The sequence below is a fragment of the uncultured Arcticibacterium sp. genome (genome assembly GCF_964021845.1).
Taxonomy (GTDB): Bacteria; Bacteroidota; Bacteroidia; order Cytophagales; family Spirosomataceae; genus Arcticibacterium.
In genome coordinates, this window is sequence record NZ_CAXHZC010000001.1 from 1,531,465 (window position 1) to 1,555,923 (window position 24,459).

Annotated in this window: 24 protein-coding genes; 19 read left to right on the forward strand and 5 right to left on the reverse strand. The window is 36.8% G+C overall.

Going from position 1 to position 24,459, the window contains the following annotated elements; all coding sequences use genetic code 11:
* The first annotated feature begins 1 nt into the window (after position 1).
* From AADJ06_RS06620 to AADJ06_RS06640, 5 genes are all read left to right on the forward strand, one after another.
* Positions 2–835 carry an ABC transporter permease gene (locus AADJ06_RS06620; protein WP_341225623.1) on the forward strand — a complete coding sequence of 278 codons (834 nt, stop codon included), beginning with the start codon at positions 2–4 and terminating at the stop codon, positions 833–835.
* Between the two features lie 6 nt (positions 836–841).
* A complete protein-coding gene (locus AADJ06_RS06625; RefSeq protein ID WP_341225624.1) occupies positions 842–2,086 on the forward strand; it encodes an ABC transporter ATP-binding protein in 1,245 nt (414 codons plus the stop codon).
* A gap of 53 nt (positions 2,087–2,139) precedes the next feature.
* Positions 2,140–3,243, forward strand: a complete 1,104-nt coding sequence (locus AADJ06_RS06630; RefSeq protein ID WP_341225625.1) for a DegT/DnrJ/EryC1/StrS family aminotransferase — start codon at positions 2,140–2,142, stop codon at positions 3,241–3,243.
* The gene (locus AADJ06_RS06635; protein ID WP_341225626.1) at positions 3,227–4,393 is read left to right on the forward strand and encodes a glycosyltransferase family 4 protein; all 1,167 of its coding nucleotides are present in this window, start codon (positions 3,227–3,229) and stop codon (positions 4,391–4,393) included. The genes AADJ06_RS06630 and AADJ06_RS06635 overlap by 17 nt, the downstream gene beginning before the upstream one ends.
* A 206-nt stretch (positions 4,394–4,599) precedes the next feature.
* Positions 4,600–6,231 (forward strand): hypothetical protein, encoded by a 1,632-nt coding sequence (locus AADJ06_RS06640; RefSeq protein WP_341225627.1) that lies wholly within the window; start codon positions 4,600–4,602, stop codon positions 6,229–6,231.
* 57 nt (positions 6,232–6,288) lie between these two features.
* On the opposite strand, the gene AADJ06_RS06645 is transcribed toward AADJ06_RS06640, so the two are convergent.
* Together AADJ06_RS06645 and AADJ06_RS06650 are read right to left on the reverse strand one after the other, a co-directional pair.
* Positions 6,289–6,654: a DUF779 domain-containing protein gene (locus AADJ06_RS06645; protein WP_341225628.1), complete on the reverse strand. Its 366-nt coding sequence runs from the start codon at positions 6,652–6,654 to the stop codon at positions 6,289–6,291.
* A gap of 58 nt (positions 6,655–6,712) precedes the next feature.
* On the reverse strand, positions 6,713–8,236 hold the full coding sequence (locus tag AADJ06_RS06650; protein ID WP_341225629.1) for an aldehyde dehydrogenase family protein: 1,524 nt from the start codon (positions 8,234–8,236) through the stop codon (positions 6,713–6,715).
* 234 nt (positions 8,237–8,470) lie between these two features.
* Between AADJ06_RS06650 and AADJ06_RS06655 the strand changes: the two genes are divergently transcribed.
* The gene (locus tag AADJ06_RS06655; RefSeq protein ID WP_341225630.1) at positions 8,471–9,397 is read left to right on the forward strand and encodes an AraC family transcriptional regulator; all 927 of its coding nucleotides are present in this window, start codon (positions 8,471–8,473) and stop codon (positions 9,395–9,397) included.
* Here AADJ06_RS06655 and AADJ06_RS06660 read toward each other — a convergent pair.
* The gene (locus AADJ06_RS06660; RefSeq protein WP_341225631.1) at positions 9,390–10,001 is read right to left on the reverse strand and encodes a DinB family protein; all 612 of its coding nucleotides are present in this window, start codon (positions 9,999–10,001) and stop codon (positions 9,390–9,392) included. The genes AADJ06_RS06655 and AADJ06_RS06660 overlap by 8 nt on opposite strands.
* A 41-nt stretch (positions 10,002–10,042) precedes the next feature.
* Between AADJ06_RS06660 and AADJ06_RS06665 the strand changes: the two genes are divergently transcribed.
* The 13 genes from AADJ06_RS06665 to AADJ06_RS06725 all read left to right on the forward strand — a co-directional run bounded on the left by AADJ06_RS06665 (position 10,043) and on the right by AADJ06_RS06725 (position 23,092).
* Complete coding sequence (locus AADJ06_RS06665) at positions 10,043–10,933, forward strand: bestrophin family ion channel (RefSeq protein ID WP_341225632.1); 891 nt, start codon at positions 10,043–10,045, stop codon at positions 10,931–10,933.
* Positions 10,934–11,242: 309 nt separating this feature from the next.
* Positions 11,243–11,860 (forward strand): HPP family protein, encoded by a 618-nt coding sequence (locus AADJ06_RS06670; protein WP_341225633.1) that lies wholly within the window; start codon positions 11,243–11,245, stop codon positions 11,858–11,860.
* A gap of 75 nt (positions 11,861–11,935) precedes the next feature.
* Complete coding sequence (locus tag AADJ06_RS06675) at positions 11,936–12,265, forward strand: HopJ type III effector protein (RefSeq protein ID WP_341225634.1); 330 nt, start codon at positions 11,936–11,938, stop codon at positions 12,263–12,265.
* Positions 12,266–12,572: 307 nt separating this feature from the next.
* Positions 12,573–13,505 (forward strand): hypothetical protein, encoded by a 933-nt coding sequence (locus tag AADJ06_RS06680; RefSeq protein WP_341225635.1) that lies wholly within the window; start codon positions 12,573–12,575, stop codon positions 13,503–13,505.
* A 145-nt stretch (positions 13,506–13,650) separates the two neighbouring features.
* Positions 13,651–14,067: an antibiotic biosynthesis monooxygenase family protein gene (locus tag AADJ06_RS06685; RefSeq protein ID WP_341225636.1), complete on the forward strand. Its 417-nt coding sequence runs from the start codon at positions 13,651–13,653 to the stop codon at positions 14,065–14,067.
* 135 nt (positions 14,068–14,202) lie between these two features.
* Positions 14,203–15,054: a sialidase family protein gene (locus AADJ06_RS06690; RefSeq protein WP_341225655.1), complete on the forward strand. Its 852-nt coding sequence runs from the start codon at positions 14,203–14,205 to the stop codon at positions 15,052–15,054.
* A 75-nt stretch (positions 15,055–15,129) separates the two neighbouring features.
* Positions 15,130–15,804 (forward strand): response regulator transcription factor, encoded by a 675-nt coding sequence (locus AADJ06_RS06695; protein WP_341225637.1) that lies wholly within the window; start codon positions 15,130–15,132, stop codon positions 15,802–15,804.
* Entirely contained in the window at positions 15,801–17,087 is a 1,287-nt protein-coding gene (locus AADJ06_RS06700) for a HAMP domain-containing sensor histidine kinase (RefSeq protein WP_341225638.1), read from the forward strand. The genes AADJ06_RS06695 and AADJ06_RS06700 overlap by 4 nt, the downstream gene beginning before the upstream one ends.
* Positions 17,088–17,186: 99 nt before the next feature.
* The gene (locus AADJ06_RS06705; RefSeq protein WP_341225639.1) at positions 17,187–19,595 is read left to right on the forward strand and encodes a TonB-dependent receptor; all 2,409 of its coding nucleotides are present in this window, start codon (positions 17,187–17,189) and stop codon (positions 19,593–19,595) included.
* Between the two features lie 278 nt (positions 19,596–19,873).
* Positions 19,874–20,887, forward strand: a complete 1,014-nt coding sequence (locus AADJ06_RS06710) for a hypothetical protein (RefSeq protein ID WP_341225640.1) — start codon at positions 19,874–19,876, stop codon at positions 20,885–20,887.
* Position 20,888: 1 nt separating this feature from the next.
* Positions 20,889–21,809 carry a hypothetical protein gene (locus tag AADJ06_RS06715; protein ID WP_341225641.1) on the forward strand — a complete coding sequence of 307 codons (921 nt, stop codon included), beginning with the start codon at positions 20,889–20,891 and terminating at the stop codon, positions 21,807–21,809.
* Positions 21,810–22,342: 533 nt separating this feature from the next.
* Positions 22,343–22,879: a DUF2975 domain-containing protein gene (locus AADJ06_RS06720; RefSeq protein WP_341225642.1), complete on the forward strand. Its 537-nt coding sequence runs from the start codon at positions 22,343–22,345 to the stop codon at positions 22,877–22,879.
* A gap of 3 nt (positions 22,880–22,882) precedes the next feature.
* Positions 22,883–23,092: a helix-turn-helix transcriptional regulator gene (locus AADJ06_RS06725; RefSeq protein WP_341225643.1), complete on the forward strand. Its 210-nt coding sequence runs from the start codon at positions 22,883–22,885 to the stop codon at positions 23,090–23,092.
* Between the two features lie 216 nt (positions 23,093–23,308).
* Here AADJ06_RS06725 and AADJ06_RS06730 read toward each other — a convergent pair whose 3' ends face one another.
* Together AADJ06_RS06730 and AADJ06_RS06735 are read right to left on the reverse strand one after the other, a co-directional pair.
* Positions 23,309–23,605 (reverse strand): integrase core domain-containing protein, encoded by a 297-nt coding sequence (locus AADJ06_RS06730; protein ID WP_341225644.1) that lies wholly within the window; start codon positions 23,603–23,605, stop codon positions 23,309–23,311.
* Between the two features lie 43 nt (positions 23,606–23,648).
* Complete coding sequence (locus tag AADJ06_RS06735) at positions 23,649–23,843, reverse strand: transposase family protein (protein WP_341225645.1); 195 nt, start codon at positions 23,841–23,843, stop codon at positions 23,649–23,651.
* Positions 23,844–24,459 lie beyond the last annotated feature (616 nt).

The following is a 24,459-nucleotide window of genomic DNA, read 5'->3' on the forward strand; positions in this document are numbered from 1 at the left end:
TTTGAACAATAAGAAAGTAAAAGTTATATCTTCATATCCCTCCTTTTGGGACTACTGGAAAGAAGTATTTGATTATCGCGAGTTATTTTGGATTTTAGCTAAGCGAGACATCATGGTCAGATATAAACAAACCATTTTTGGTGTTTTGTGGAGTATCTTAAGACCATTAATTTCCTCAATGGTTTATGTTTTTGGGGTAAACAGAATTGGTACGCTCGGAGAAAACTCAGAAATACCCTACATCCTGGTTATCTTATCTGGTAATATACTCTGGCTCTTTTTCTCGCAATCGCTTATGACTATAAGTCTAAGTGTGGTGACCAATAATAACCTTGTTTCTAAAGTCTTTTTCCCAAGAATTATTATACCATTTAGTTCCTTCTTTTTAGGCCTGTTAGATGTTATTATAGGAATGTGTGTCTTTATTGGTTTTTGCTTTTACTATAGCTACATACCAGATTATAAAATAATTTTTGCTCCTATATTTATCATTCTAGCATATTTGGGAGCAAGTGGCATTGGTCTATTTGCAGCTGTACTTAATGTAAAATATAGAGATATTGGCCAGCTTATTCCTTTTGTCATAAGTTTTGGTTTGTTTATCTCTCCAGTACTTTACACCACAGATACTGTAGCATCTCACTGGACCTACAAATTATTTGTGCTTAACCCTGTCACAGGTTGTATTGATGCATTCAGATGGGCTCTTTTAGGAGATGCCTTTACCTTTAACTGGGACAGTTTTATTCCCCTATTAGTATTTTGTTTTGTTACTCTTTTTGTGTCAATTCGTTATTTCAGAAAACACGAAAGTTCTTTTGTAGATTACATCTAATATTTTATGCCTGCTATAGAAATAAAAAACGCTTCAAAAAGCTATCTTATTAAACACAAGCTTAGCAAGAGTAATACGCTTAGAGAAGATTTAGTCAACTTTTCAAAGTCGGTTTTCTCCAAGAAGAATCCCTCTGAGAAAGAGCTCTTTTGGGCTTTGCAGAACATAAACTTGACCGTAGAACGAGGTGATAGGTTAGGCGTAATTGGCTCAAATGGAGCAGGTAAATCAACACTACTAAAAATACTTAGCAGAGTAACAGCACCCACTACTGGCGAAATAAGAATTCAAGGAAGAATGGCCAGCCTCTTAGAAGTAGGAACAGGCTTTCACCCAGAACTTACGGGAAGAGAAAACATCTATCTGAATGGTTCTATACTTGGCATGAAAAACTATGAGATTAATGCTCAGTTTGATGCCATTGTGGAATTTGCTGGTATTCAACAGTTTTTAGATACTCCTGTAAAAAGATATTCTTCAGGTATGTATGTGCGTTTAGGTTTTGCTATTGCGGCTCACCTTGAACCGGAGATATTAATTGTTGATGAAGTTTTGGCCGTTGGTGACGCCGATTTCCAAAAGAAAAGTATTGGAAAAATGCGTGATGTTTCAAAAAGCGGAAGAACAATTCTGTTTGTAAGTCACAACTTAACTGCAGTTCAAAATCTTTGCAATAAAGGTGCATTTCTCCGCAAAGGCGAACTTATTGACTCTGGTGACATAAATTCAGTAATTAATAATTACGTTCAAAATGTAGCTTCTTTTCAGGTCAAACAAGAATGGGTAGATCAATCAAAAGCTCCTGGAGACAATGGAATTTTGGCTAAAAGAATTGAGCTAAAATCTAATGAGGAACTAGAAACTGGTACTCAGCTTACTACAGCTACGCCTTTGAAAGTAGAATATGAGTTTTGGAATGACCACGATGATATTAAACTCAATGTTAGTATTTTCCTTTATACCATGACTGGTCAATGTATTTTCAACATTGCCAATGAAGGTAAAATATATAAAAAAGGACTTATTGCTACCGAATTTAATATTCCTGGAAACTTCTTAAATGATGGTTCTTACTTCATCTCCATGATGGTGGTTAAAGATGAGTCTAAGCCTTTATTCTTCTTTGAAGAGGCTCTTATGTTCGATATTCAAGATTTTAGAGAAGACATAGAATGGGTGGGTAAATGGCCCGGTGCTATTAGACCTTTAAACCTAAAATTAAAAACCTGGCAAAAAGAGTTTAATAAGTAGTATTTTGCTTAAAGCCTTTTACTAATTTTAAGAAACTTCATAATCCCATTGAATTGAGAATTTTTGTTACCCAAGCTTTTTTACCACCTAAGGAAGAGTACCAAGCATTCATAGACAAAATCTATGAAACAAATTGGTTAACGAATAATGGTCCATTACTTCAGGAGCTAGAGGCGAAACTTAAAGAGTACCTTGGTTTAGAAAGTTTGATTTATGTATCTAATGGTACTATTGCTCTTCAACTTGCCATAAAATCCCTTGAATTATCTGGCGAAATAATTACTACGCCATACTCCTACTGTGCTACCACTACTTCCATACTTTGGGAAAATTGTAAGCCAGTTTTTGTGGATGTCAACTCGAATGATTTCAATATAAATCCAGAATTAATTGAAGCTAAAATAACCGATAAAACATCAGCCATTTTAGCTACACACGTTTATGGAAACCCATGCGATGTTCTGGCTATAGAGAAAATCGCCAAGAAATATAGTTTACCAGTAGTTTATGATGCCGCTCATGGCTTTAATGTTAAACTAAATGGAAAATCTCTTTTATCTTATGGGGATATTGCGACATGTAGTTTTCATGCTACTAAAGTTTTTCATACGGTAGAAGGTGGTTCTATTTCTGTAAATGGAAATCCCAAGTTGGCTAAAAAAATATGGTATTACAGAAGTTTTGGGCATGTTAACGACGATTATGTAAGCCTAGGCATTAATGGTAAAAATTCTGAATTTCACGCTGCCATGGGATTGACAAACCTTCCCCATGTAGAAGAAATTATCAGTAAGAGAAAGGCCATCTTTGACATTTATGATGCCCAGTTAAATTTTGACCATATATTCAGGCCTTATACAGAGCAAAAGGACTTTGAATACAATTATGCTTACTACCCAGTAGTATTTGAAACCAAAGAAGTTACAGATGAAATAATAGCCAAACTTAAAGAAGCTGATGTATTCCCAAGAAGATACTTCTACCCTTCTTTAAACACATTAGGCTATGTAAATAGCTCAGATAAATGCCCTGTTTCTGAATCTGTTTCTCATAGAGTGCTTTCTCTTCCTCTCTTCCCTGGATTGCCTGAAAATGATGTAATCAGAATTAGTCAAATTATTAATAAAGTACTTCAAAAGAATGGCCAGCAAACCTAATATCCTATTTGTAAGCCACGATGCTAACCGTGCTGGTGCTCAGTTATTTCTTCTAAACATAATGAAGGATTTTAAAGCTGCGGGGTACGGAGTTCAGCTGCTTTTCCTTTTAAAATGGGGGCCACTGTTAAGTGAATTTGAAGAAGTATGTGAGGTAAAAGAATCTCCAAAGCAATCGAAAAAGAAATCTAAAATTCTCTCAAAACTTATAAAGACAGACTCTAAAAAGGACTTTAAAGAATTTATTAAAGAAGGTTATAGTTCTGAGAAAATTGACTTTATATATGCTAATACAATAGCCACTGCATGCTCTGCCACGCAAATCAAAGAGGTACTTCAAGTTCCACTGATTTCTCATATTCATGAACTACAATTTTCTCTTGATCTTTATGCTGGAAAGTCTGAGAAAGAAAACCTTCTTAAATCTTCTGATGGTATTATAGCATGCTCTCAAGCAGTAAAAGATAATCTAGTAGAGGGCGACTCTAGATTGGCAGCAAAAACGACTGTGATTCATTCTTTTGTAGACAATGAGTCTGTGTTGAAGCTCTTTAAAAATGCTGTACCTAAGAGTATTAAAGAAGAGTTCAAACTTCCTCAAGATGCTTTTTTGGCAGGTGCCTGTGGAAATGCTGAATGGAGAAAAGGACTTGATATATTTATTAGTTTAGTAAATGCCATTAAACAAAAAAATCCTTCTAAAAAGATTCATTTTGTGTGGATTGGGCTGAAGCCTGAAGGAAAATACTACGAGCAAATTATGTATGATGTTCGTAAAATGGGTATTGCGGATTATGTTACTTTTATTAGCCCTACTCCTAAAGCCGTTGAAATCATAAATGCCTTAGATGTATTTGTGGTAAGTAGCAGAGAAGACCCGTTTCCTCTTGTAATGCTAGAGGCCGCACTTTGTCAAAAGCCAATTTTGGGTTTTAAAAATACAGGTGGCTGCTCAGAGTTTGTGAAAGATGAAGCTGGAATTTTGGCCGAATATCTTGATGTGGATGGTATGGCTAAAAACCTACTATATCTATCAGACCATAAAGATATAGGGGAAACTAAAGGTAAGAACGGACATAATTCCATTCTTAAAAACTATAGTTTTGAGCATTCAGTAGAAAAACTAAAAACATATTTAGCTAACTTCTAGCTCAACTTGTTTACTTCCCAGACACCCTTGGTCGTTGTTTTTTTAACAATGCACGAAACCGTTGCTTATACAAAAACCAAACTCAAAGGTTAATTAGGAAGATGTGCAACAATTAAACACCTTTTTGATTGATATTGGCACCCACCAAAAATAGCAATGGGTTTTAGAGAAGCATACTTTTGATTCGTATAAAAACGAAATCATAAATGAAAACCCTACTCTCTAGTTTACTATTATCGCTTGTACTTTTTCAGTGCAGCGTCCAAAACGAAAAAATAAACCTAGTTCCGACCGAACCTAGTACTGCCGCCAATTACTGGTGTACCTGGTATTGGCAAAACTATCTCATTCTAGCTGGTCAACCCGTAGAAAAAGCCGACGCAGGTACTGTTTATACCAATCCAGCGGCCAGAGAACAAATGAATGAAGAAACCATTTTTGGAGAACAAGGCATGGCTAAAATCATGTTACCAAAAACTAGAAGTGACTACTATTTTGTGATTGACCATGGCTGGCAAGATAAATCAATAAAGAAAAATACATTTTTCACTTCCATTATGGATACCCTTGATTTTCCTAGATACGCCCATCTAGAACCTAAAGAACGTATCAAACAAATGAACGTTGACATTAAAGACATTGGTTGGAAAGGTCTTGGACTTTGGGTAAGAGGAAACCCTTCTGAAGATGAGATGAGAAGAATGGTAGAGTGGAGTAAATATGCTGGTATAGAATACTGGAAAATAGACGGCGGTGATACCAAACATTATTATGCTTCTAAAATAAAAAACGAGATTTATCCGGAGCTTACTTTGGAGCACATTACAGGAGCTGGGCCTATAAACCCAAAATGGGATATCCCTGGCTTAGACCTTTATCCTTCCATCTATAATATAGACGAGAAGGTTTCTCAAGAACTAGACGCTTCTCTTGATAAAACCACTCAAAAAGTAGAGGCTTCATTAAAAGCTATTAAAAACACCGATGTATTCAGAACATATGATGCTGCACCGTTGCTGGTAAGCACTACCACCATGCAGCGAGTTCATGACATTTTGGTTCAAACAGCCGGAGAGCCAGCATACAAAGCCATGCTGAATATTCAGGACGACTGTAACATTGCGGCAGGTTTAGGACTATTAGTAGCAGTAAAAAGGCACCCCATGAATACACCAAGAATGTATAAAGGAAAAGACTTACACTATCAAATTTCTGGAGACCGTCATGTAGATAAACGCCTTAACGAGATGGATAGGCTGGCTTATTGGCAACGCCTAGCTCCTCCTATGTCGGCAGGTTATGGCAGCTATCAATTTTCCGATAATAACCTTATTGACAGTATAGTTTTTAAAGATAGCGACACTTGGTACAAACCAACTTATGACAAAATGGTAAGACAAAGTGCCCCCGCTATTATGGCAAGAAACATCAAACTTCCAGAGGTTAAATTTTCGGGTCTTGCACCTTATGTCATGGCTTCCAAGTTCCCCGATGGTCAATTAGCGATTGCTACCGAAGGAAGAGTAACACCTACAGAAAGTTGGATTCATCCAAAAGCTGACATTACTGTGCAGCAAGCTGAAATAAACAAACCTATTGGCATTTTTGGTTTCTATAAATCACTAACTATTAAGTTTGATACAGAGCTACCTAAAAACATCAAAGTTCTAGCACAAGATTTGATGAGTACAAAAGCCTTAGACGTCTCTGACCAAATCAAAATTGGTAAAAATAGCATTACGCTATCAGGAGACTTAATTGAAAAAATTGGTACAATGGCGGCAGACGATGGTGATATTTCTGCACCTGGATTAGTTCTGAAAGTAATAAGTTATTAATAAAAAATCTCTGGGGTATAACACTCCAGAGATTTAACTCACTATCCTTTTCTATTTCTAATCTTGCAAAGTCAAGGAATCGCTTTCCTCTTTGGTTAATAATCTAGATTTAATAATAAAACGAACTCCTAAAGGTATTTCTAAGGAAAAACTTGAGCCTCTCCCCTCTGTTACATCTAAGGTAAGATGCGTGTGTTTCCAATACTCATATTGATCACGAGCCATATAAAAAGGGCAATCTGCAACCTCTCCTAATTGGATGTCCGTTTCATTTATGTAAAAATCACCCGATGGGTAGCACATAGGAGCGGAACCATCGCAGCAGCCGCCGCTTTGATGAAAAATCAAATCGCCGTACTGTTTTCTTAGTTTTTTAATAAGTTCAATTGCCTTTTCGGTTGCTACTACTCTTTTTGAATTCATATTAAATAGGTTTAAGCTGAATAAGGAGGCTCGAGCGAGCCTCCTTATGGTTAATTTCTTAAAAGAAACCCATCTTCTTTTTGTCGTAAGAAATCAACATATTTTTAGCTTGTCTGTAGTGTCCTAACATCATCTTGTGGTTCTCTCTACCAATTCCCGACTTCTTATACCCTCCAAATGGAGCATGTGCAGGATAATTATGGTAGCAGTTTACCCATACACGACCAGCTTCTATAGCTCTAGAAACTTTGTACGCTTCATGCGTATCTCTGGTCCAAACACCAGCACCTAAGCCGTATAAGGTATCATTTGCTATTTCAATGGCTTCGGCCTCGTCTTTGAACGTAGTAAGGCAAACCACTGGGCCAAAGATTTCTTCTTGGAAAATTCTCATTTTATTATTGCCTTTGAAAACAGTTGGTTTTATATAATAACCTTCTCCCAAACCATCAACATTGGCCGCAGCACCACCTGTTAAAAGCTCTGCTCCTTCTTCTTTTCCTATTTCTATATAGTTCAAAATTTTCTCGTATTGGTCTTTTGAAGCTTGAGCACCCATCATAGTTTCAGAATCTAGCGGATGGCCCATTTTGATGGCTTCTACTCGCTCAATAAACCTCTCAATAAAAGCATCGGCAATAGATTCTTCCACTAATATTCTAGACGGACATGTACATACTTCGCCTTGATTAAGAGCAAAAAGTGTAGCTCCTTCTAAACACTTATCAAAAAACTCATCGTCTGCCTCCATGATACTTTTGAAAAATACGTTAGGTGACTTTCCTCCTAATTCCAGTGTCACAGGAATTATGTTTTTAGAGGCATATTGCATGATTAACTGCCCAGTGGTAGTTTCACCAGTAAAAGCTATTTTATTAATTCTAGAGCTTGAAGCCAATGGTTTACCAGCCTCTAGACCAAAACCATTTATTACATTTAAAACACCTGATGGGAGAATATCCTTAATCAAATCCATCAATACCATGATTCCTACTGGCGTCTGCTCTGCTGGCTTTAAAACCACGCAGTTTCCGGCAGCTAATGCCGGAGCCAGCTTCCATGTAGCCATAAGTAACGGGAAGTTCCAAGGGATAATTTGACCAACAACTCCAAGAGGCTCATTTATGACAAGTGAAAGTGTATTGGCGTCTAGCTCAGAAGCCGAACCCTCTTCTGCTCTTATAACACCAGCAAAATACCTAAAATGGTCAACCGCCAAAGGCATATCTGCCGCCCTTGTTTCTCTAATGGCTTTTCCATTATCCCAAGTTTCCACTCTGGCTAATAAATCTAAATTAGCTTCTATAACATCAGCTATTTTAAGAAGCATATTGCTTCGTTCCGTAGCAGAAGAATTATTCCACTGTGGTGCTGCTGCCCACGCAGCATCAATAGCCAGGTTGACATCTTCCTCTGTAGAACGAGCAACTTTGGTAAAGGCTTTTCCATCTACGGGAGAATTGGCATCAAAGTATTGCCCTTTTAATGGGGCAACCCATTTGCCTCCTATAAAATTATCGTATTGCTCTTTGAACTTTGGCTTGCTTGCAAGAGTCTTGCTTATCATTTGTACGTCAGACATAATCTATGTTAGGTTTGATTAAATAAATATTATAATACAAATCAATCATAGAAAATTTACATTCAGTAGCACGATTCTCTTAGTTCATTTCAAAATCACGCCAAGCTATGTCATTATTCTCTCAAAGGTTTCACTTTACTCTCAAATACAGGTTCAAGAGCCATTCATAAAGTCATATTTCTTGGTAGAATTTTACAATTTAAGTACATTTATAACACAAGAAACAGGAATTATATGCTCTCATTATCATCTTCTTTCTCTTCCAGAAGAAAACTGGAAACCTTGGTGGAAAACAGAACTATCCACACGCTAAATAATGCGGAGCTTAATATCTTTGAAACTCATCAACAAGCTCAAGAGGTTCTGTTAAAATTTCCTGACCCGGTATTAGCAAGTATGCTAACTGGTAAAAAAGTAATGCATCTTAAAGGTTTAGAATCCTTTGATTTTTTCCCTGGAGAGTCAGTCATTCTACCACAAAACGAATTAATGTGCATAGACTTCCCTGAGGCTACTGCCACTAAACCCACTCAGTGTTTGGCATTGGCTTTTTCCACCGATTTGATAAAATCTACTATTCAAATCTTGAACGAAAAAAGCCCGAAGCAAGAGGGAAAAGAGTGGAAAATGACCGACTATAATTTTCACTTCACTAATGATATTGCCATTCAACAAATTCTCCAAAGACTGATTTTCATTTTTGCCGAAAACCATCCTTCAAAGGATATTTTTGCGGACTCGCTGCTCCAAGAACTTCTAATTAGGATTGTTCAAACAGAATCAAAAGGTCTACATTTAAAGAATGCCGCGGGAAACTGTACTGATGATAGAATAAGTTTTATTATCAAATTCATTAAAGAAAATATTACTAAACATCTTTCGGTTGAAGATTTAAGCGGCAAAGCCTATATGAGCGAGTCTAGTTTCTACAGAGTATTCAAAAGTGAAATGGGCATTTCTCCGAACGACTTCATTATTGAAGAACGCATTAAAATAGCGGAAGAAGTACTTAAAAGAAAGAAAACGAGTATAAAAGAAGCCTATCTTGCCAGCGGTTTTAACAGTTTCTCATACTTCTGTCGCGTGTTCAAAAAGAAGAAAAATGTCTCTCCGTCCCAATATAAGGCCAAAGAAAATTCACTAGCACAATGGGTTAATTAGCTGTACTCTTCAAAAACGAAACTGTTACTAAAAGCTGGCCTAGATGCCGCTGTGCATGCTCCGCTGCATGAAATAGTAATCCAATAACGGTGGAAGGTAATTGTTTTCTACCCACGCCCCTTGCCTCTGTAAGCTTGGCTTCATCTAAAGATTTAAAGTAAATAAGGGCTTCACTGACTTTAGTTTCAAAAGCATTAATCAATTCCTCCTTGATAGGTTTTGGTTCTAATAACTTTTCATTCCTTAAGTAGTCAAATTGCTCTTTACTTAGAGATTCTCCTTTGGCATAGGTCAGCATTCTGTCTAAAACCCCGGTCAAATGTTTTAAATGAAATGAGGGTGTAGCTCTTCCTCCTATTTCTTGTATCAACAATTCATTAGAAATATCTTCAAGTATGATATGAAGTTCTTCTACTGTTTGAAGTAAGGCATGAGCGGCTGGCTGCAATAATGCCGGAATTTCGGCAATAGAACCTCTAAGCCACACTTCGGGAAGGTTTTCTTTTGACAATGCTCTTGGTTTTGATTTGACTAAATTAGTAAAAGCATACCTTTTCGTAGGTACTATGACCTCACATTTCTGTACTTTTAATTCCGCAGGCACTAATATTTGTGCATAATGAGCCTTCGTTTAAAACTTATAACATGATAATTTCAAAAAAAGTAAGCATCACCAGAATTATTTCCGGAACCGGAAGGCACTTTCTCTTTGACTTAGTTACTTGCGTACTTACTTTTTTTATTTTTAGCCGTTTTCAAGCTTTTGGTATAGAATTACCCGTTTTAATTCCATCTGTTTTGGGTACTGCCTTAGCTTTCTTTATTGGTTTTAATAATAACCAAGCTTATGATAGATGGTGGGAAGCCAGAAAAATTTGGGGTGCTTTGGTTAATGACTCCCGTACTTGGGCAAGAGAGGTTCTTTTCTTTTATAAAGATAAGCCTGAAATGTCTAAAATAGCCATTGACAGGCACATAGCTTTTATATATGCTTTAAAAGAGAACTTACGTGATAGTAACACTAAAGAATATTTGAAGTATTTAAGTGAAGAAGACCAAGCTTATATAGCTAACGAATCTAACAAGGCTAATGCCATTTTATCCATCCAGACTAGGGAGCTGAATGAGGCTTACCAGAATGGAGATATTGACGGATTTAGATTTTTAGAACTTAATAAAATGTTGGTCAATTTTTGTGATGAAATGGGAAAATCAGAACGAATTTCAAATACCGTTTTCCCTACTACTTATAATTACTACACCAGTATTTTTATTTGGGTATTTATTGTCACGGTCACTGCTGTAGCTTCGCAAAGTGTAGGGGTTTTATCCATTCCTGTAGGTACCTTAATAGGTTATGTATTTCTGACCACCCATAAAATTGGTCAGTCATTGTTAAATCCTTTTGAAGAAATCCCAACGGGTATTCCTATCACTCAAATAAGTAGAACTATTGAAATTAACATGTTGCAAACTCGTAAAGAAACGGTGCTTCCGCCTGTTATTGAGAGTGTAGATGGCGAATACATTATGTAATATTTAACTACTTTTCCTTTGTCTAAAACAACTGCCACGAAAAGTATATTTGTTAAGAAAAAAGGCGAATTTCTAAAGAGTAAAAGATTTTTTGAAGAAATAATTTCAATTACACTTTAAAAAGGAGGCTAATCAAACTATATAATCTATAGACTATAAGTATAAGTCTTTGAACTCTCTTTCTTCATGCTTCCTTTGACTAAAAATTCACCAATCCTTCTTAATTTTGGGTACAACAAAACTTACAATTCTTAAAGTGGGCTATCTGTTTAGATAGCTATTCATAAATGCTTTAAGTTCATATAACTCGTGGTAAAAAATAAAATTAAGCGTGGAATACGCGTCTCACGTTATATCATTTATAAAGAGACCTTAGTTGACAGTAAAGAGCACTTTTGGTCTTTTCTTGGAGCTTTTATAGGGATTGCAATTATTGCATTTTTACAAAGCTATATTTTAACAAAAGACGAAAACATTTTCTTAATAGGTTCTTTTGGAGCATCAAGTGTCCTTATCTATGGAGCCATTCAGAGTCCTTTATCTCAGCCCAGAAACTTAATTGGAGGTCATTTGATTTCTGCTATTCTTGGTGTAACTATTTATAAGGTCTGCCCTGACATTATTTGGATTACAGCTCCCCTAGCCGTTTCCCTGTCTATTGTAGTCATGCAAATCACCAAGACACTACACCCTCCTGGTGGTGCCACATCCTTAATAGCAGTAATTGGCTCTGATAACATAACAGAATTGGGATATTTCTATGTGTTATCTCCGGTACTATCAGGCACCTTAATACTTTTTGGCGTAGGAATCATATTCAACAATATAACGCCGTATAGAAAATACCCAACAAGCAGGAGATTTACCAATTCTATAAAAAAAATATTCAGAGGAAAACTCACCAAGTCTCTTTTTAGTCGCTCCTAACAAAGGTCAAAATCCCATAGCAATAGTTTGTCCACCTTCTCGCTAATAGTATCTTCGCAGAAAAAGTAAAATACAGTGATAGAAAAAATAAAAAACAAGCCTGAAAGCATTCAATTCAAAGAAGTAATAGATTTCATAGAATCTAACTATGACTTTAGCCCCACCGCCTTCAAAAATGGCGAAATTGAAAATAAAGTTGGTGAAAACAATGGTTCTTGCAAAGTTTTTGCTTTTGGTTTATTAAACCAACTGAGCAAAGACCAAACATTAGCCTGTTTTGGTGATTACTATCGTAAAGATGTTTTAGAAAACCCAGAAGGTGCTGACCATCAAAATATTAGAAACTTCATTAAAACTGGCTGGGCGGGTATCTTGTTTGAAAGCGAAGCTCTGAAGAAAAAATAGAAAGCATTTATCCTCAACCAAAAAACTGAGGCTCATGGTATGAGTATATAGTAAGCTTAATGTCTTTAAATAGCTGCTTCTGTAAAAAAAGACTAGAAATAAGAGGTTAAAATTCCACATTTAGAGAGAATTTAAAGGATATCAGTATATACCTTTTTCTCTTTCGGACAATATTTACAGGCCTTCGGACAATAAAACGTGGTGTTCGGACAATATCGGTTGGTTTTAAAAATTTAAAACGGGAAAATGCAATCGTTTTAAACCTAAACCGTGCCTTGTCAGCATTACCAAGAACGACACACCTACCATGAGAAAAATTACACTATGTTTGTTGATGCTATTACCGTTTGTAGGTTTTAGCCAAAAGAAAGAAAATGGAACTATCTACATTGAGCACCCTGCCATTGATATAGTAGATGCCTTCACCAAAGCAATGGTCAAAGGCGATACTGCCGCCATGGCCGAACTGATGACCGACGATTTCAAAGCCTATGATGCCGTTCCTTCCACTCCATACAGTAAAGGAGACGACAAAGCAAGCTATTTAGCGATGGCTAGTTTTTGGTTTAATAATTTAGATTACTACTCCATAGAAGCTATGGGAGATTCTTATCCTGATGCCTTTGAATACCTAAAAGACCCATCGGATGATAATGCGGTAACCGTAGAATCGTGGGATATCCTAAAAGGTGTTCACAAAACTACTGGCGTGAAGATAGATTCTTATTTTCATCGTTCCTTCACGCTGACCAAAGGAAATAAGATCAGAAGACTGATAGATTACCTGAATCCAGAAATTGGGAATAATATAAGAAGGGCTTACTCTAAAAGAACCAATGGTATTATCTATAGCGAGCATGAAAATATTAACATGCTGAGACTTATGATAGCTGCCGCAGAAAATGGAGACGGAGTAAAGTATTATAGCTTCTATGATGAAAAAGCAAGCTTTTGGGATTTAAACCTTGGCGATGATGCCATGCTTAGCTTGGAAGAACAAATAGAGCAAACCAATAAAATTTTAGAAAGCTTTGATATTGTCAGCATTGAGCAAGTGGGTTATCCTGATTACATGGAATATGAAATGGGCGGCACTGGCGTTTTATACTCTTGGTGGAACTACCACTTAGAAAGAAAATCAGACAAAGAACATGTTAAAGTGCCTATGCATTTTGAGCATACAGTTAATGAGGAAGGAAAAATAGTGAATCAGATTTCCTTTTATGTGACGCCAAAATAAACTTAGCGTTTATTGACAAGAAAGGCTTTTGGGTGACCAAAGGTCTTTTTTTATGCTGAAAATTAAAGAGGTACTTTAAGCAGCTAGCCTTCCCAAATTCTGTCTACTTTTATACTAATTTAGTTCTCAAAGATTAAAACCTAAAATGAAATACTTAATACCTGCTTTAACATTATTAATCCCATCCATCTTTATTTCTTCTTGCAGTTCTGCTTTAAAAGGAGACTTTGACACCAGCAAAATGATGGTGAGAATAGCGGCTATTGAAATAAAGCCTGAGTTTTTAGAGGAATACATGGCGATTTTAAAAGTAGAATCGGAAGCATCTGTAAGGCTCGAACCTGGTGTGATTTCTATCTTCCCAATGTTTGAAAAGGAAAACCCAAACCTAATAAAGCTTTTGGAAATTTACGAGACAAAGGCTGCTTATGAAGCACACCTGAAAACACCTCATTTCCTTGAATACAAAACATCTACTTTGGAAATGGTAGAATCCCTTGAGCTTATCGAGATGGGCTCCATTGACCCTGAAACGATGCCAGCCTTATTTAAGAAGTTATAGTAATCATTGCTAATGGTTATTAAAAAATCAAATAATATGAATTCCTTATTATGCCCTGTACTGTCTGAGGACGAACAAAATTCTTCCTTAAATTGCTGGTTTTAGATTATAGATGTTTAGAATTTTGATTGACCGATTTTACAGGCGGTAAGAGTAGTAGATTACCCCTTAGGCAAATCAGCTTCCGACCCATCTATGATAGTTGACAAAAACACAGGAGCCATTTTTCTATTCTTTAATTACATGAATTTAAATATTGAAAAAGATGTCTATTATTTATACGTGATGAAGAGTACAGACAATGGAAAAACTTGGAGTAAGCCGCTTGACATTACGGCTCAAATTACTAAACCCGAATGGCACACTGACTTTAAATTCATCACATCAGTAAGAGGTACTCAGACCAGTACCGGAAAGCTAATTCATACTTTGGTAAATTTAGAGAAAGGCTTGTTCCTTTTTGGAAGTGAGGACCATGGCGAAACTTGGTACTTTATTGATACGCCAATAAAACCAGCTGATGAATCGAAATTTTTAGAACTAGCCGATGGCACCTGGATGGTAAATAGCAGAGTACCCGAGCTTGGATTCAGATACATTCACACCTCTTCCGATGAAGGAAAAACTTGGGTTTCTGAGCCAAACTCCCCACTTACCGAGCCTAATTGTAATGCCAGTTTCATAAGGTACACTGCCGTTAAGAATGGCTATGATAAAAACAGATTACTATTTGCCAACGCCAACGACAAGGCTGACCGTAAAAACATGAGCATCAAAATCTCTTATGATGAAGGGAAAACTTGGATCACTGGAAAAACCATTTACCCCGAAAGTGCGGCCTACCCTTCCATGACTATTCTGTCAAACGGAGACATCGGCTTGTTCTTTGAAAAAGACGATTATCAGAAGAATGTGTTTACCCGTGTAACACTTGATTGGCTTACCGATGGGAAGGACAAGTATGCTCCTCCGATTACTAAAGACTAGATAATTAGAAAACCTAAATTTAGGAGTTCTAGAGAATTCTAAATTTCTACCAAATCTGTTCGTTTCTTTGTTGTCATGAAAATCTTGATAATAGAAGATGAAACGGATTTAGCTCAAGACATGGTGAAATACCTCACCAGTGAGCAATACCGCTGTGAGTGGGTAGCTGATTACCCGTCTGCCCTGGAACGGATTTTCTCACATGAGTATGACTGCATTCTTTTAGACCTCATGCTTCCGGGTGGCGATGGATTGATCATTCTGGATGAGCTCAAAAAGCAAAACAAACAAGAAGGCGTCATTATCATTTCTGCCAAAAACGCCATTGATGATAAAGTAAAAGGGCTAAAGTTAGGTGCTGATGACTATTTGGCAAAGCCATTTCATCAAGCCGAATTAGCAGCTAGAATAGCTTCAATCATTAGAAGAAAGCAGTTTGACAACACCAATGTAATTTCACAGAACGAACTCTCTATAGACATAAATTCGAAGACAGTTACGGTAAACCTGGTTCCATTGAACCTCACCAAAAAGGAATTTGACCTACTTTTATTTTTTATCGGAAACAAAAACAGAGTGCTTTCTAAAAGTGCGATAGCCGAACACCTTTCTGGCGATTTTGCCGACATGTTTGACAATCACGATTTTGTGTATGCCCATTTGAAAAACCTCAAAAGAAAACTAAAAGAAAGTGGCTGTGGCGATTATATCAAAACCATTTATGGAACAGGATACAAATGGGAACTATGAACAAACTACTTAACAGACCACTTAAAGCTTTTATCATTTACGCCCTATTGGTGCTGCTGGTAAGTATTCCAGTATATGTGCTGGTGGTAGACCGTATTTGGGTGGGTGAGTTGGATGAAAACAACTGGCTTACCTTACAGCATACTAAAAATCGACTTCAATCAAACACATTTACTCCTGAAGATTTAGAAAAAATAAATCAGATTTGGGGACAGTTACAACCCGGTGTTTCCATTACCAAAACTGAAGATTTTCGAAGCAAGCAAGATAGCGTATATGAAGCCATACGGCCAAATGAGTATGATTTGGACGATGGCGAAGACCGTTTTCGTGGACTTATTTCCTATCTCAAAATAAACGGACAACCCTACAAAATCACCATAGAAACCAATGTGGAAGAGGCCGACCAAACCCTTTTGGCGGTGACTGTGGTGACTTTTCTGTTTTTTGTAATTTTAATCATTGGTTTCATTTTGCTCAACCGCAAAATATCAGCCAACAGCTGGCGTCCATTTTATAAAACATTGCGTTCCTTACAAGCTTTTGACCTTACCAAAGACCAAGAATTAAACCTTCCTCTTACCGATATTCAAGAGTTTGAGGAGTTGAACAAATCCATTCAGAATTTAGTAAAAAACAATATTACGGCCTATAAGCAGCAAAAATCATTTACAGAAAACGCTTCACATGAACTTCAAACACCCATTGCTTTACTTAAATCTAAGTTGGATTTACTGATTCAGGAAAAAGGTGTTACACCAGAAATTTCACAGTTATTAAACAGTATCGAAGCTCCTCTTGCTCGATTGTCACGAATTAACAAAAATCTGCTGCTACTCGCCAAGGTGGAAAACCATCAATATAGCGAGCTAGAAAAACTGAAAGTAGCCGAATACATGGAGTCTGCCTTAGTTCTTTTTGAAGATTATATCAGTACCAAACAGCTAAAAGTGACAAGCCATTTAAAAGAAGGCTTAAACATAAATTCCAATGCCTTTTTACTGGAAACACTGCTCCAAAACCTGCTTTCTAATGCCATCAGGCACACTTCTGATAAAGGTGAGATACATATCAACATTGAAGGCAATTCCATTTCCCTTGCGAATTCAGGCGTAAATGCATTGGACCAAAATCAGCTCTTTCAGCGGTTTGCGTCCGCATCAAAAGACAAAGTCAGTAGCGGCTTAGGTCTTGCTATTATTAAGGAGATTGCTAGTAAGTACAACTTGCAAGTGGACTATACTTTTGAAAACAGATTTCACAAATTTTCTGTAGTCTTCTAAAAATTCCAAATTTCTTCTAAATCGTAAGCGATTTTTGTAGCAAAGTTTCAGAAAACTAAAAGTATAAAGCGAGACTTATGTCAACCATAAAGCAAACAAATGATTAAGAATATTCTATTCCTCGGCCTGCTCCTATCGCCTCTTGGTTTGGTGGCACAAAAAACATCAGTTACAGTATCTGGAACACTAAAAGATAAGGTGAGCAGTGAGCCCCTACCCTTCGTGAATGTGGTTTTGAAAAAAGCGATTGACTCGGCTTTTGTGTCTGGAACCATCACAAACGACAAAGGACTTTTCACCCTAGATAATGTAAAACCTGCGGACTATATCATAGAAATGACCTACATGGGTTATGCCAAGTATGCGGCTCCGCTTTTTGTGGGTGCTAATTCTGATTTTATTGACATAGGAGCTATATTCCTTACAGAAAACGCTCAGCAGCTTAATGAAGTAGTGGTAACCGCCAGTCAAGATGCCGTGGCCACCACCATGGATAAGAAAACCTACACGGTAGATGATAACATTAGCCAAGGCGGCGGAAGTGTGCTGCAGTCTTTGAATAATTTGCCTGGACTCACCACCACAAACGGCCAAGTACAGCTCAGAGGAAACGACCAAGTCACCATTCTGATTGATGGCAAACAAACGGCTATCACAGGTTTTGGAAACCAAAACGGACTGGACAATATTCCGGCTTCTGCGGTAGCCAAAATTGAAATAATTAATAATCCTTCAGCCAAATATGACGCCAACGGAAATGCAGGTATTATCAATATTATTCTCAAAAAAGAAGAACAAAACGGCCTCAACGGAAAAGTAGGTTTATCTACAGGTTTGGGGGCTTTATGGGTGCGTAGAGAAAACCTACCTGGCATACGTCCACAATATCAGGCTACGCCAAAAATCAACCCTTCGGTGGCTCTGAATTATAGTAAAAACAAAGTCAATCTCTTCTTACAAGCTGATAACCTCTATACCGAAACGCTGAACAAAAATGAATTTGTCACCAGAACTTATGCCGACGGCACCGTGATAAATCAGCAAATGAAGCGGAATAGAGACACCAATTTTTTCACCTCAAAAGCAGGTTTAGATTGGTTTATGAATGACCAAAACACGTTAACCATCTCAGGGCTTTTCTCTCAGGAAAGCATCAAAGATTATGGCGACCAGCCATTTTTTAGTGGAAACACGGGCGAGAGTTTAAGACTTTGGCAATTTTTAGAAGATGAAGTACTCACCGCCGCCATGGCTTCTGTGGCGTACGAGCACAAATTTGAGCAGCCTGGCCGTAAATTAAACATAGGCTTTAATTATACTTTTGACCGTGAAGACGAGAAATACTTCTTCACCAACACCCAGCCTACTTTTAGTAATAAAGAGTCGTTCTTTTTAATAGCCGACCAAAAAGTGGCCGATTTTACGCTGGACTATACCAGACCTATGAAACATGGTTTGCTAGAAACGGGTGTAAAATTCAGAAGAAGAACCATCCCTACGGATATGCAGTTTAACCCTGCCGCCACCAACTCTGTGCTAGATACCGGTGCCGACGGCAAAGCCACCTATACCGAAACCATTCCGGCTCTTTACGGTAACTATACCTACGAAGTCAAAAAACTAGAAGCGGAATTAGGACTAAGAATGGAGTACGTAAACTTGAGCTATGCAGTAGACCCAAACCATAATACGTATACCAGTAATGGTTACAATTATTTACAACCCTTCCCTAACGCCAGAGTCGCCTATAAACTAAACGACCGTAACAAACTCTCTGCTTTTTATAACCGCAGAGTAGACCGACCTGACGAGGGAGACATCAGGATTTTCCCGAAATACGACGACGCCGAAATCATAAAAGTGGGTAACCCTGGCTTGCAGCCACAGTTTACCAACAGTTTTGAGTTGGGCTTTAAAAACGACTGGGACAAAGGCTATTTCTACACCGCCCTGTATCATAGAATTTCTGATGGCACCATTACCAGAATAGGTACTACGGTAGACGCCAGCAATCTCATTTACAACATCTCACAAAACGCAGGAAAAAGCTATAACACAGGCCTAGAGGTGGTACTGAGCAGAGAACTTAGTGAAAAGGTAAACATGAACTTAAACCTGAACGGATATCATAACCAGATAGATGCTTTTACGGTGATAAACCAATACCCTGTGGTGAATACTTTTACGGCAGCTAAGCAAGAAATATTTGCAGGAAATGTGAAGCTGAACACCAATGTTAAGTTTAGTAAAAACACCGAAGCACAGCTCACCGCCATATACCTAAGCCCAGATATTATACCTCAAGGAACCATAGACGCCAGGTTTTCGCTAGATGCAGGTGTGAAAAAGCTGATCCAAAGCGGCAAGGGTGAGCTTTTCTTAAACGCCACCGACCTCCTAAACACCATGGTTATCAAAACCAAAGTAACCGGAAACAACTTTAATTACACCAGCAAAAACTATTACGAAACGCAAGTGATAAGATTGGGCTATAGCTATAAGTTTTAGGTTCTTCTTTAAGCCATTTTTTGCACCTCATCGGGTTTCTGGTGGGGTGTTTTTTTATGCATTTTTAAGCCTATGATAATGATAAAATTAAATTAATTTCACTACCAAATATTAATTATGTTTTTGCCGTGTAAAAAAAACGACATATTCATAAATTCAAATGCGAAAACAAATATCAACAAGAATTTATAATCGCTTGCACGTGTAAAGAAATAGATGCATGTTTAAGATGTTATCACGGCTGGATTAAATGCTAGCATAAAAAAAAGAAGTATAGAATGAAAATATTTAATGAATATAAAGATGAAGTAATCAAGAGTCAAGTATTGCTAGCCGATGTGACATATAAGGAAGCAATGAAGGACCTATTTCCTCTTGTTAATAGACTAGATGCACAAAGAAAACTTCTGGACAACAAATTCTACAAGCGTTTAGAAAGAGACATAATAGATGGATGTATAATGCCTCCGATTACTATCGCGTTTGTAAATACAAGTTCCGAAGAGATTAAAAATATTGAATCTTACGTAACAGAGAATATTAGTCATGCATACATTCTAGATGGAATTCAAAGACTAAACACATTGAAGAGAGCACAAAATCAATTAGGTTTTAATGGTGACCGTACTCTTCTGTTAAACATAATAATATCCCCTTCTAAGGATATGCTGCTTTACAGAATGATAACTCTTAATAATGGTCAAAAACCAATGACGCCGAGACATCAAATTGAGATGTTAACACAAGAGTTATTTGATTTTTCTTCATTAGATATAACTGTTCAAACTGAAAAAGAAAGGTCTGAAAAAATTATTCAAGGCTCATTTAATCTCGGTGATGTTTCAAGAGGGTACTTGGCTTTTTTAACAGATAATGTTCATAATGAAAATACAAAAATTATTGGTGAAAAAATGGATCAAATTCTTGTTGGCAGAATTTTAGATTCCAACATCACATCTTCAAAAGTTGAATTCCAAGATGTGATAGCACAAATTGATAGGCTTGCCAATGAAAACGAAGCAATAAAAAAATGGTTAAAGACCTCCAATAACCTCATTGGTTTCTGTGTAGGAATTAAGGACAATATAGATTCAATCAGATCGACCTCAATTGAAGATTTCAACGTGCAAATAGAAAAATTTGAAGATGCCTTTAAAGCTATAAATCCCTCTAAAGTAAATCTTGGGAAATTCAGAAGAGATTTATCAAAATACTTCATCACTAACTATAATGAAGTGCTCCAAATGGATAGCGATGAATTGATTGAAAGATTTGCGGAAATAACTGTTTAGTATGTCCATATTATTTGAAATAACCGAAAAACCATTGGAGGGGCAATCGCCTGTTTCTGATAAATTTGTTCTTTCCGATTCAACACCCTCTAACTACAATATTCTTCGAATAATAATGGGAGGGGTATCCGTTACGAATAATGACACTTCTATTATCTCAGATTTTACAACTAATTATTTGGGACTTTACTATTCAATTGACAATTCTCGTAGTCCGGAAGAAAATTTGGCCGAAATTCTTAATGATTCAATCGAACTAGAGGACCTCGAAAAATTCTTCTTTGACAGGAGGTATTCAATAAAGAACAAGGAGTTCTTTAATCGGTTGGAAAATGAATTTTGCAATTTCCTCACTTACCAGTCAAAAGGAAACTACACTACGGCATTTATATTTCTTTACCGTATCTTAGAAGTTATCTCATTTTCCTTTCCATTAATTTATGCATCGAAAACTTATGATTTCAAGCATACTTACGGGAAACTAAAAGAAATCTTCTCTAATAACTCTGGAAATACAAAAGGAGAACTTGGCTTTTTAAAAAGTGCTATCAAAGTAATGTTTGAAGATTCCAGTTTGTTGGAAACATCGATTGATATAGATTTAAATGATGAACATGAGAAAAACGTCAAAATATATAAAGCCATAAAAAGTGTTGTTGACCATAAAATATATCATACCGACACAATCGAGAACAGTAAAATATCAATTTGCTTCGGAGATGTGAGCTCATTTATTATTACTTTAAGAAATCGTTTTTTTCATTTGTTCAATCGTGGAGATAAAAATTTAGAGTCAATAGAAATAATAGACCCAGATTATCTTTTTTCGAAAATAAACGAACCAGTTTTTACCTGGATATGTGTTGTTTATATTGAAATTAACAAGTTCTTACTGGAAGAACATGTTAAATACCTCCGTTAATCGAAAAGATGACATTTGTAAGCTGTTCGAGGTCTTCCAGTCAGACGATTTATCCACCATTATGGAGGGCAGGCAGGTTCGACCTTGTACTATCGTTAACAGGTCTTAAGACCTATATTAGGAAATGCACTTCCACTCGATCAATCAACAATACGAAATCTTTCCGACCTCGTACTATCGTTAACAAGTCTTCAGACTTATATAAGGAAATCCACTTCCACTCATTCAATCAGCTGTATGAAATCTCCGATCACGTACTAGCCCTCAGCAGTCTTCAAACCAATAGCAAGAATACCCACAAAACCACCACAAAAAAGCTACAAATTAAAACCCTCAGCTGTCCGAGGTCTTCTTATCCACCGACAGGTAGGTTTGACCTCGTACCCACGTTAACAAGTCTTCGGACTTATATTAGGAAATACAGAATAAAAACAAAAACCATAAGCAAAACATACACATCGCAAAAGAATATATTTTTATTGTTTTTCAATAAATAATTATTACCTTTCGGCATAATTTAAAATTTATCAATTATGTCAAACAGCGATACTTTTGTTTTTACGGCTCTTAAAATAGTGGCTTGGATAATCTTTGTGGGTTTAGGCATTGAAGCTGGGGGCTTACTTATCAATTTTATCTTCACTATCTATAACCCCGCCTTTATAGAAAACCTATATCAGAAGCTAGACCTTAGCGATATGTATAGTCGTGGTAAATGGGCATTTTTCAGCATGTATAGTTTTATCTTGGTGATTGCCTTTTTAAAAGCCCACCTCTTTTATGTAGTTATTAAACTTGTGAGCAATTTTGATTTGGCTAAACCTTTTAATGAATTCGTGTCGGAGCAAATCTCACAAATTAGCTATTACACTTTCTCCATAGGTATGTTAAGTTATTTAGCTCGTCAGTCGGCCAAAAGCTTAAATCATCATGGTTTTGAGACGTATAATCTAAATCCTTTTTGGGCAGATAGCCAAGCATTTATCTTAATGGCGGCTGTGGTTTATATCATTGCCATTATTTTCAAACGAGGCATAGCCATTCAAAACGAAAACGACTTAACCGTATAAAATATGCCAATCATTGTAAACTTAGACGTGATGATGGCAAAGCGTAAAATCTCCCTGAATGAACTTTCAGAGCGAGTGGGCGTGACATTATCAAACCTCTCCATCTTAAAAACAGGCAAAGCAAAAGCAGTACGATTCAGTACACTTGAGGCTATCTGCAAAGCCTTAGACTGCCAGCCTGGGGATATATTGGAGTTTAGTGAGGAGGAATAGGGCATTGGAATTTATTCCTCATTTAAGCTGTTGAAACCTCGAATTCCTTTTTCCAAAACCATCCGCTATGAAAAACCTCCTATGCTATATTCAATCACGCTTTCCTATTTCCGAGGAGGACATCAGCATGCAGGAAAAGTGTTTGATAAGTGAAAACGTTCCGGCACACTGTAGTACTCCCCATTCTTAGGACAGAAAATCAATAAGATTAAGTTACTACTTCTGTTGTAAAGTTTTCTTTTTCAATTCCATTGCGGACTCCGTTTTCTTATGTTCATAAGTGTCAATATTGTGGATAATCGTCTTTGACTTTAAATTTCCACTATGATAAAGGTCAATTGGTCTTTGATATTCAATTCCTTCGTGTCGTCTTTGATTATTATAAAAGTTAAAATATTCAACCAATTTTAAATGCAAATCAAGTCCATCCTCTGGAGAGTTAAGATAAATTTCTTCGTACTTAACGTTTCTCCAAAGTCGCTCAATAAATGCATTGTCGGTGGCTCTTACCATCCATACTTAGATTTCATTTTCTAAAACGCAACTAGTAAACACCTCAAATGTATATTGACTTCCTTGCACTAGGCGTGCCCGTCATATTGATGATTTCTGGAAGTCCATAAAGCTCAATAGCTTCCAGTAATGTTTCTTTGCACCATTCCGCATCCATGCTATTGGATACATTCCAACTTAGTACTTGTCTACTATAGACGTCTATAAATGCTGTTAAATAGCGGTACGCCGCCCGCATAAGCCCTTCTTGATTGGCACATAGGTGATATCTGTTGCCCAAACTTGATTAGGCCTTTCGATGGTCAAGTTTCGCAGTAAATAAGGATATACCTTGTACTCTTTACTTCGCTTTGTCGTATGTTTTCCTGGGAGAACAGACTACAATCCCATCACTCCATAATACAAGCGAGTAATTCGCTTAACATTAACCTTGTAACGCATATCCATAGTGAGCCACTTGTGCATCCTCTTAGCACCATAATAAGGGTGTTTAAGATAACATTCATCCATTAAACGCATCAATTCAAGATTCAAAGAGCTCTCGCAGTTTGTTTGTTGGTCTTAAATACACCCTCGCCATCTGATAAAAATGCTCGTTTCCAAAGGCTGATTTGCTGTGGAGAAACTTTAAACTTCTGTCCTAGTTAGGCAAGAGATTCTCGCTCTTTCAAGGCTTCTAAAACTACCTTGAATTTGGATGTAAACTTTCTTCTGGTCATAATACTGTAAATTTAAGATGAAAAATTATCATAACTTAATGTCCAGTTTATTGGGAGACCATCACTTTGAGTTTATTGACAAAAGAGGCTGTCTCAAAAGGGCAGTCTCTTTTTTTATGTTTAAATTTTTGTAAC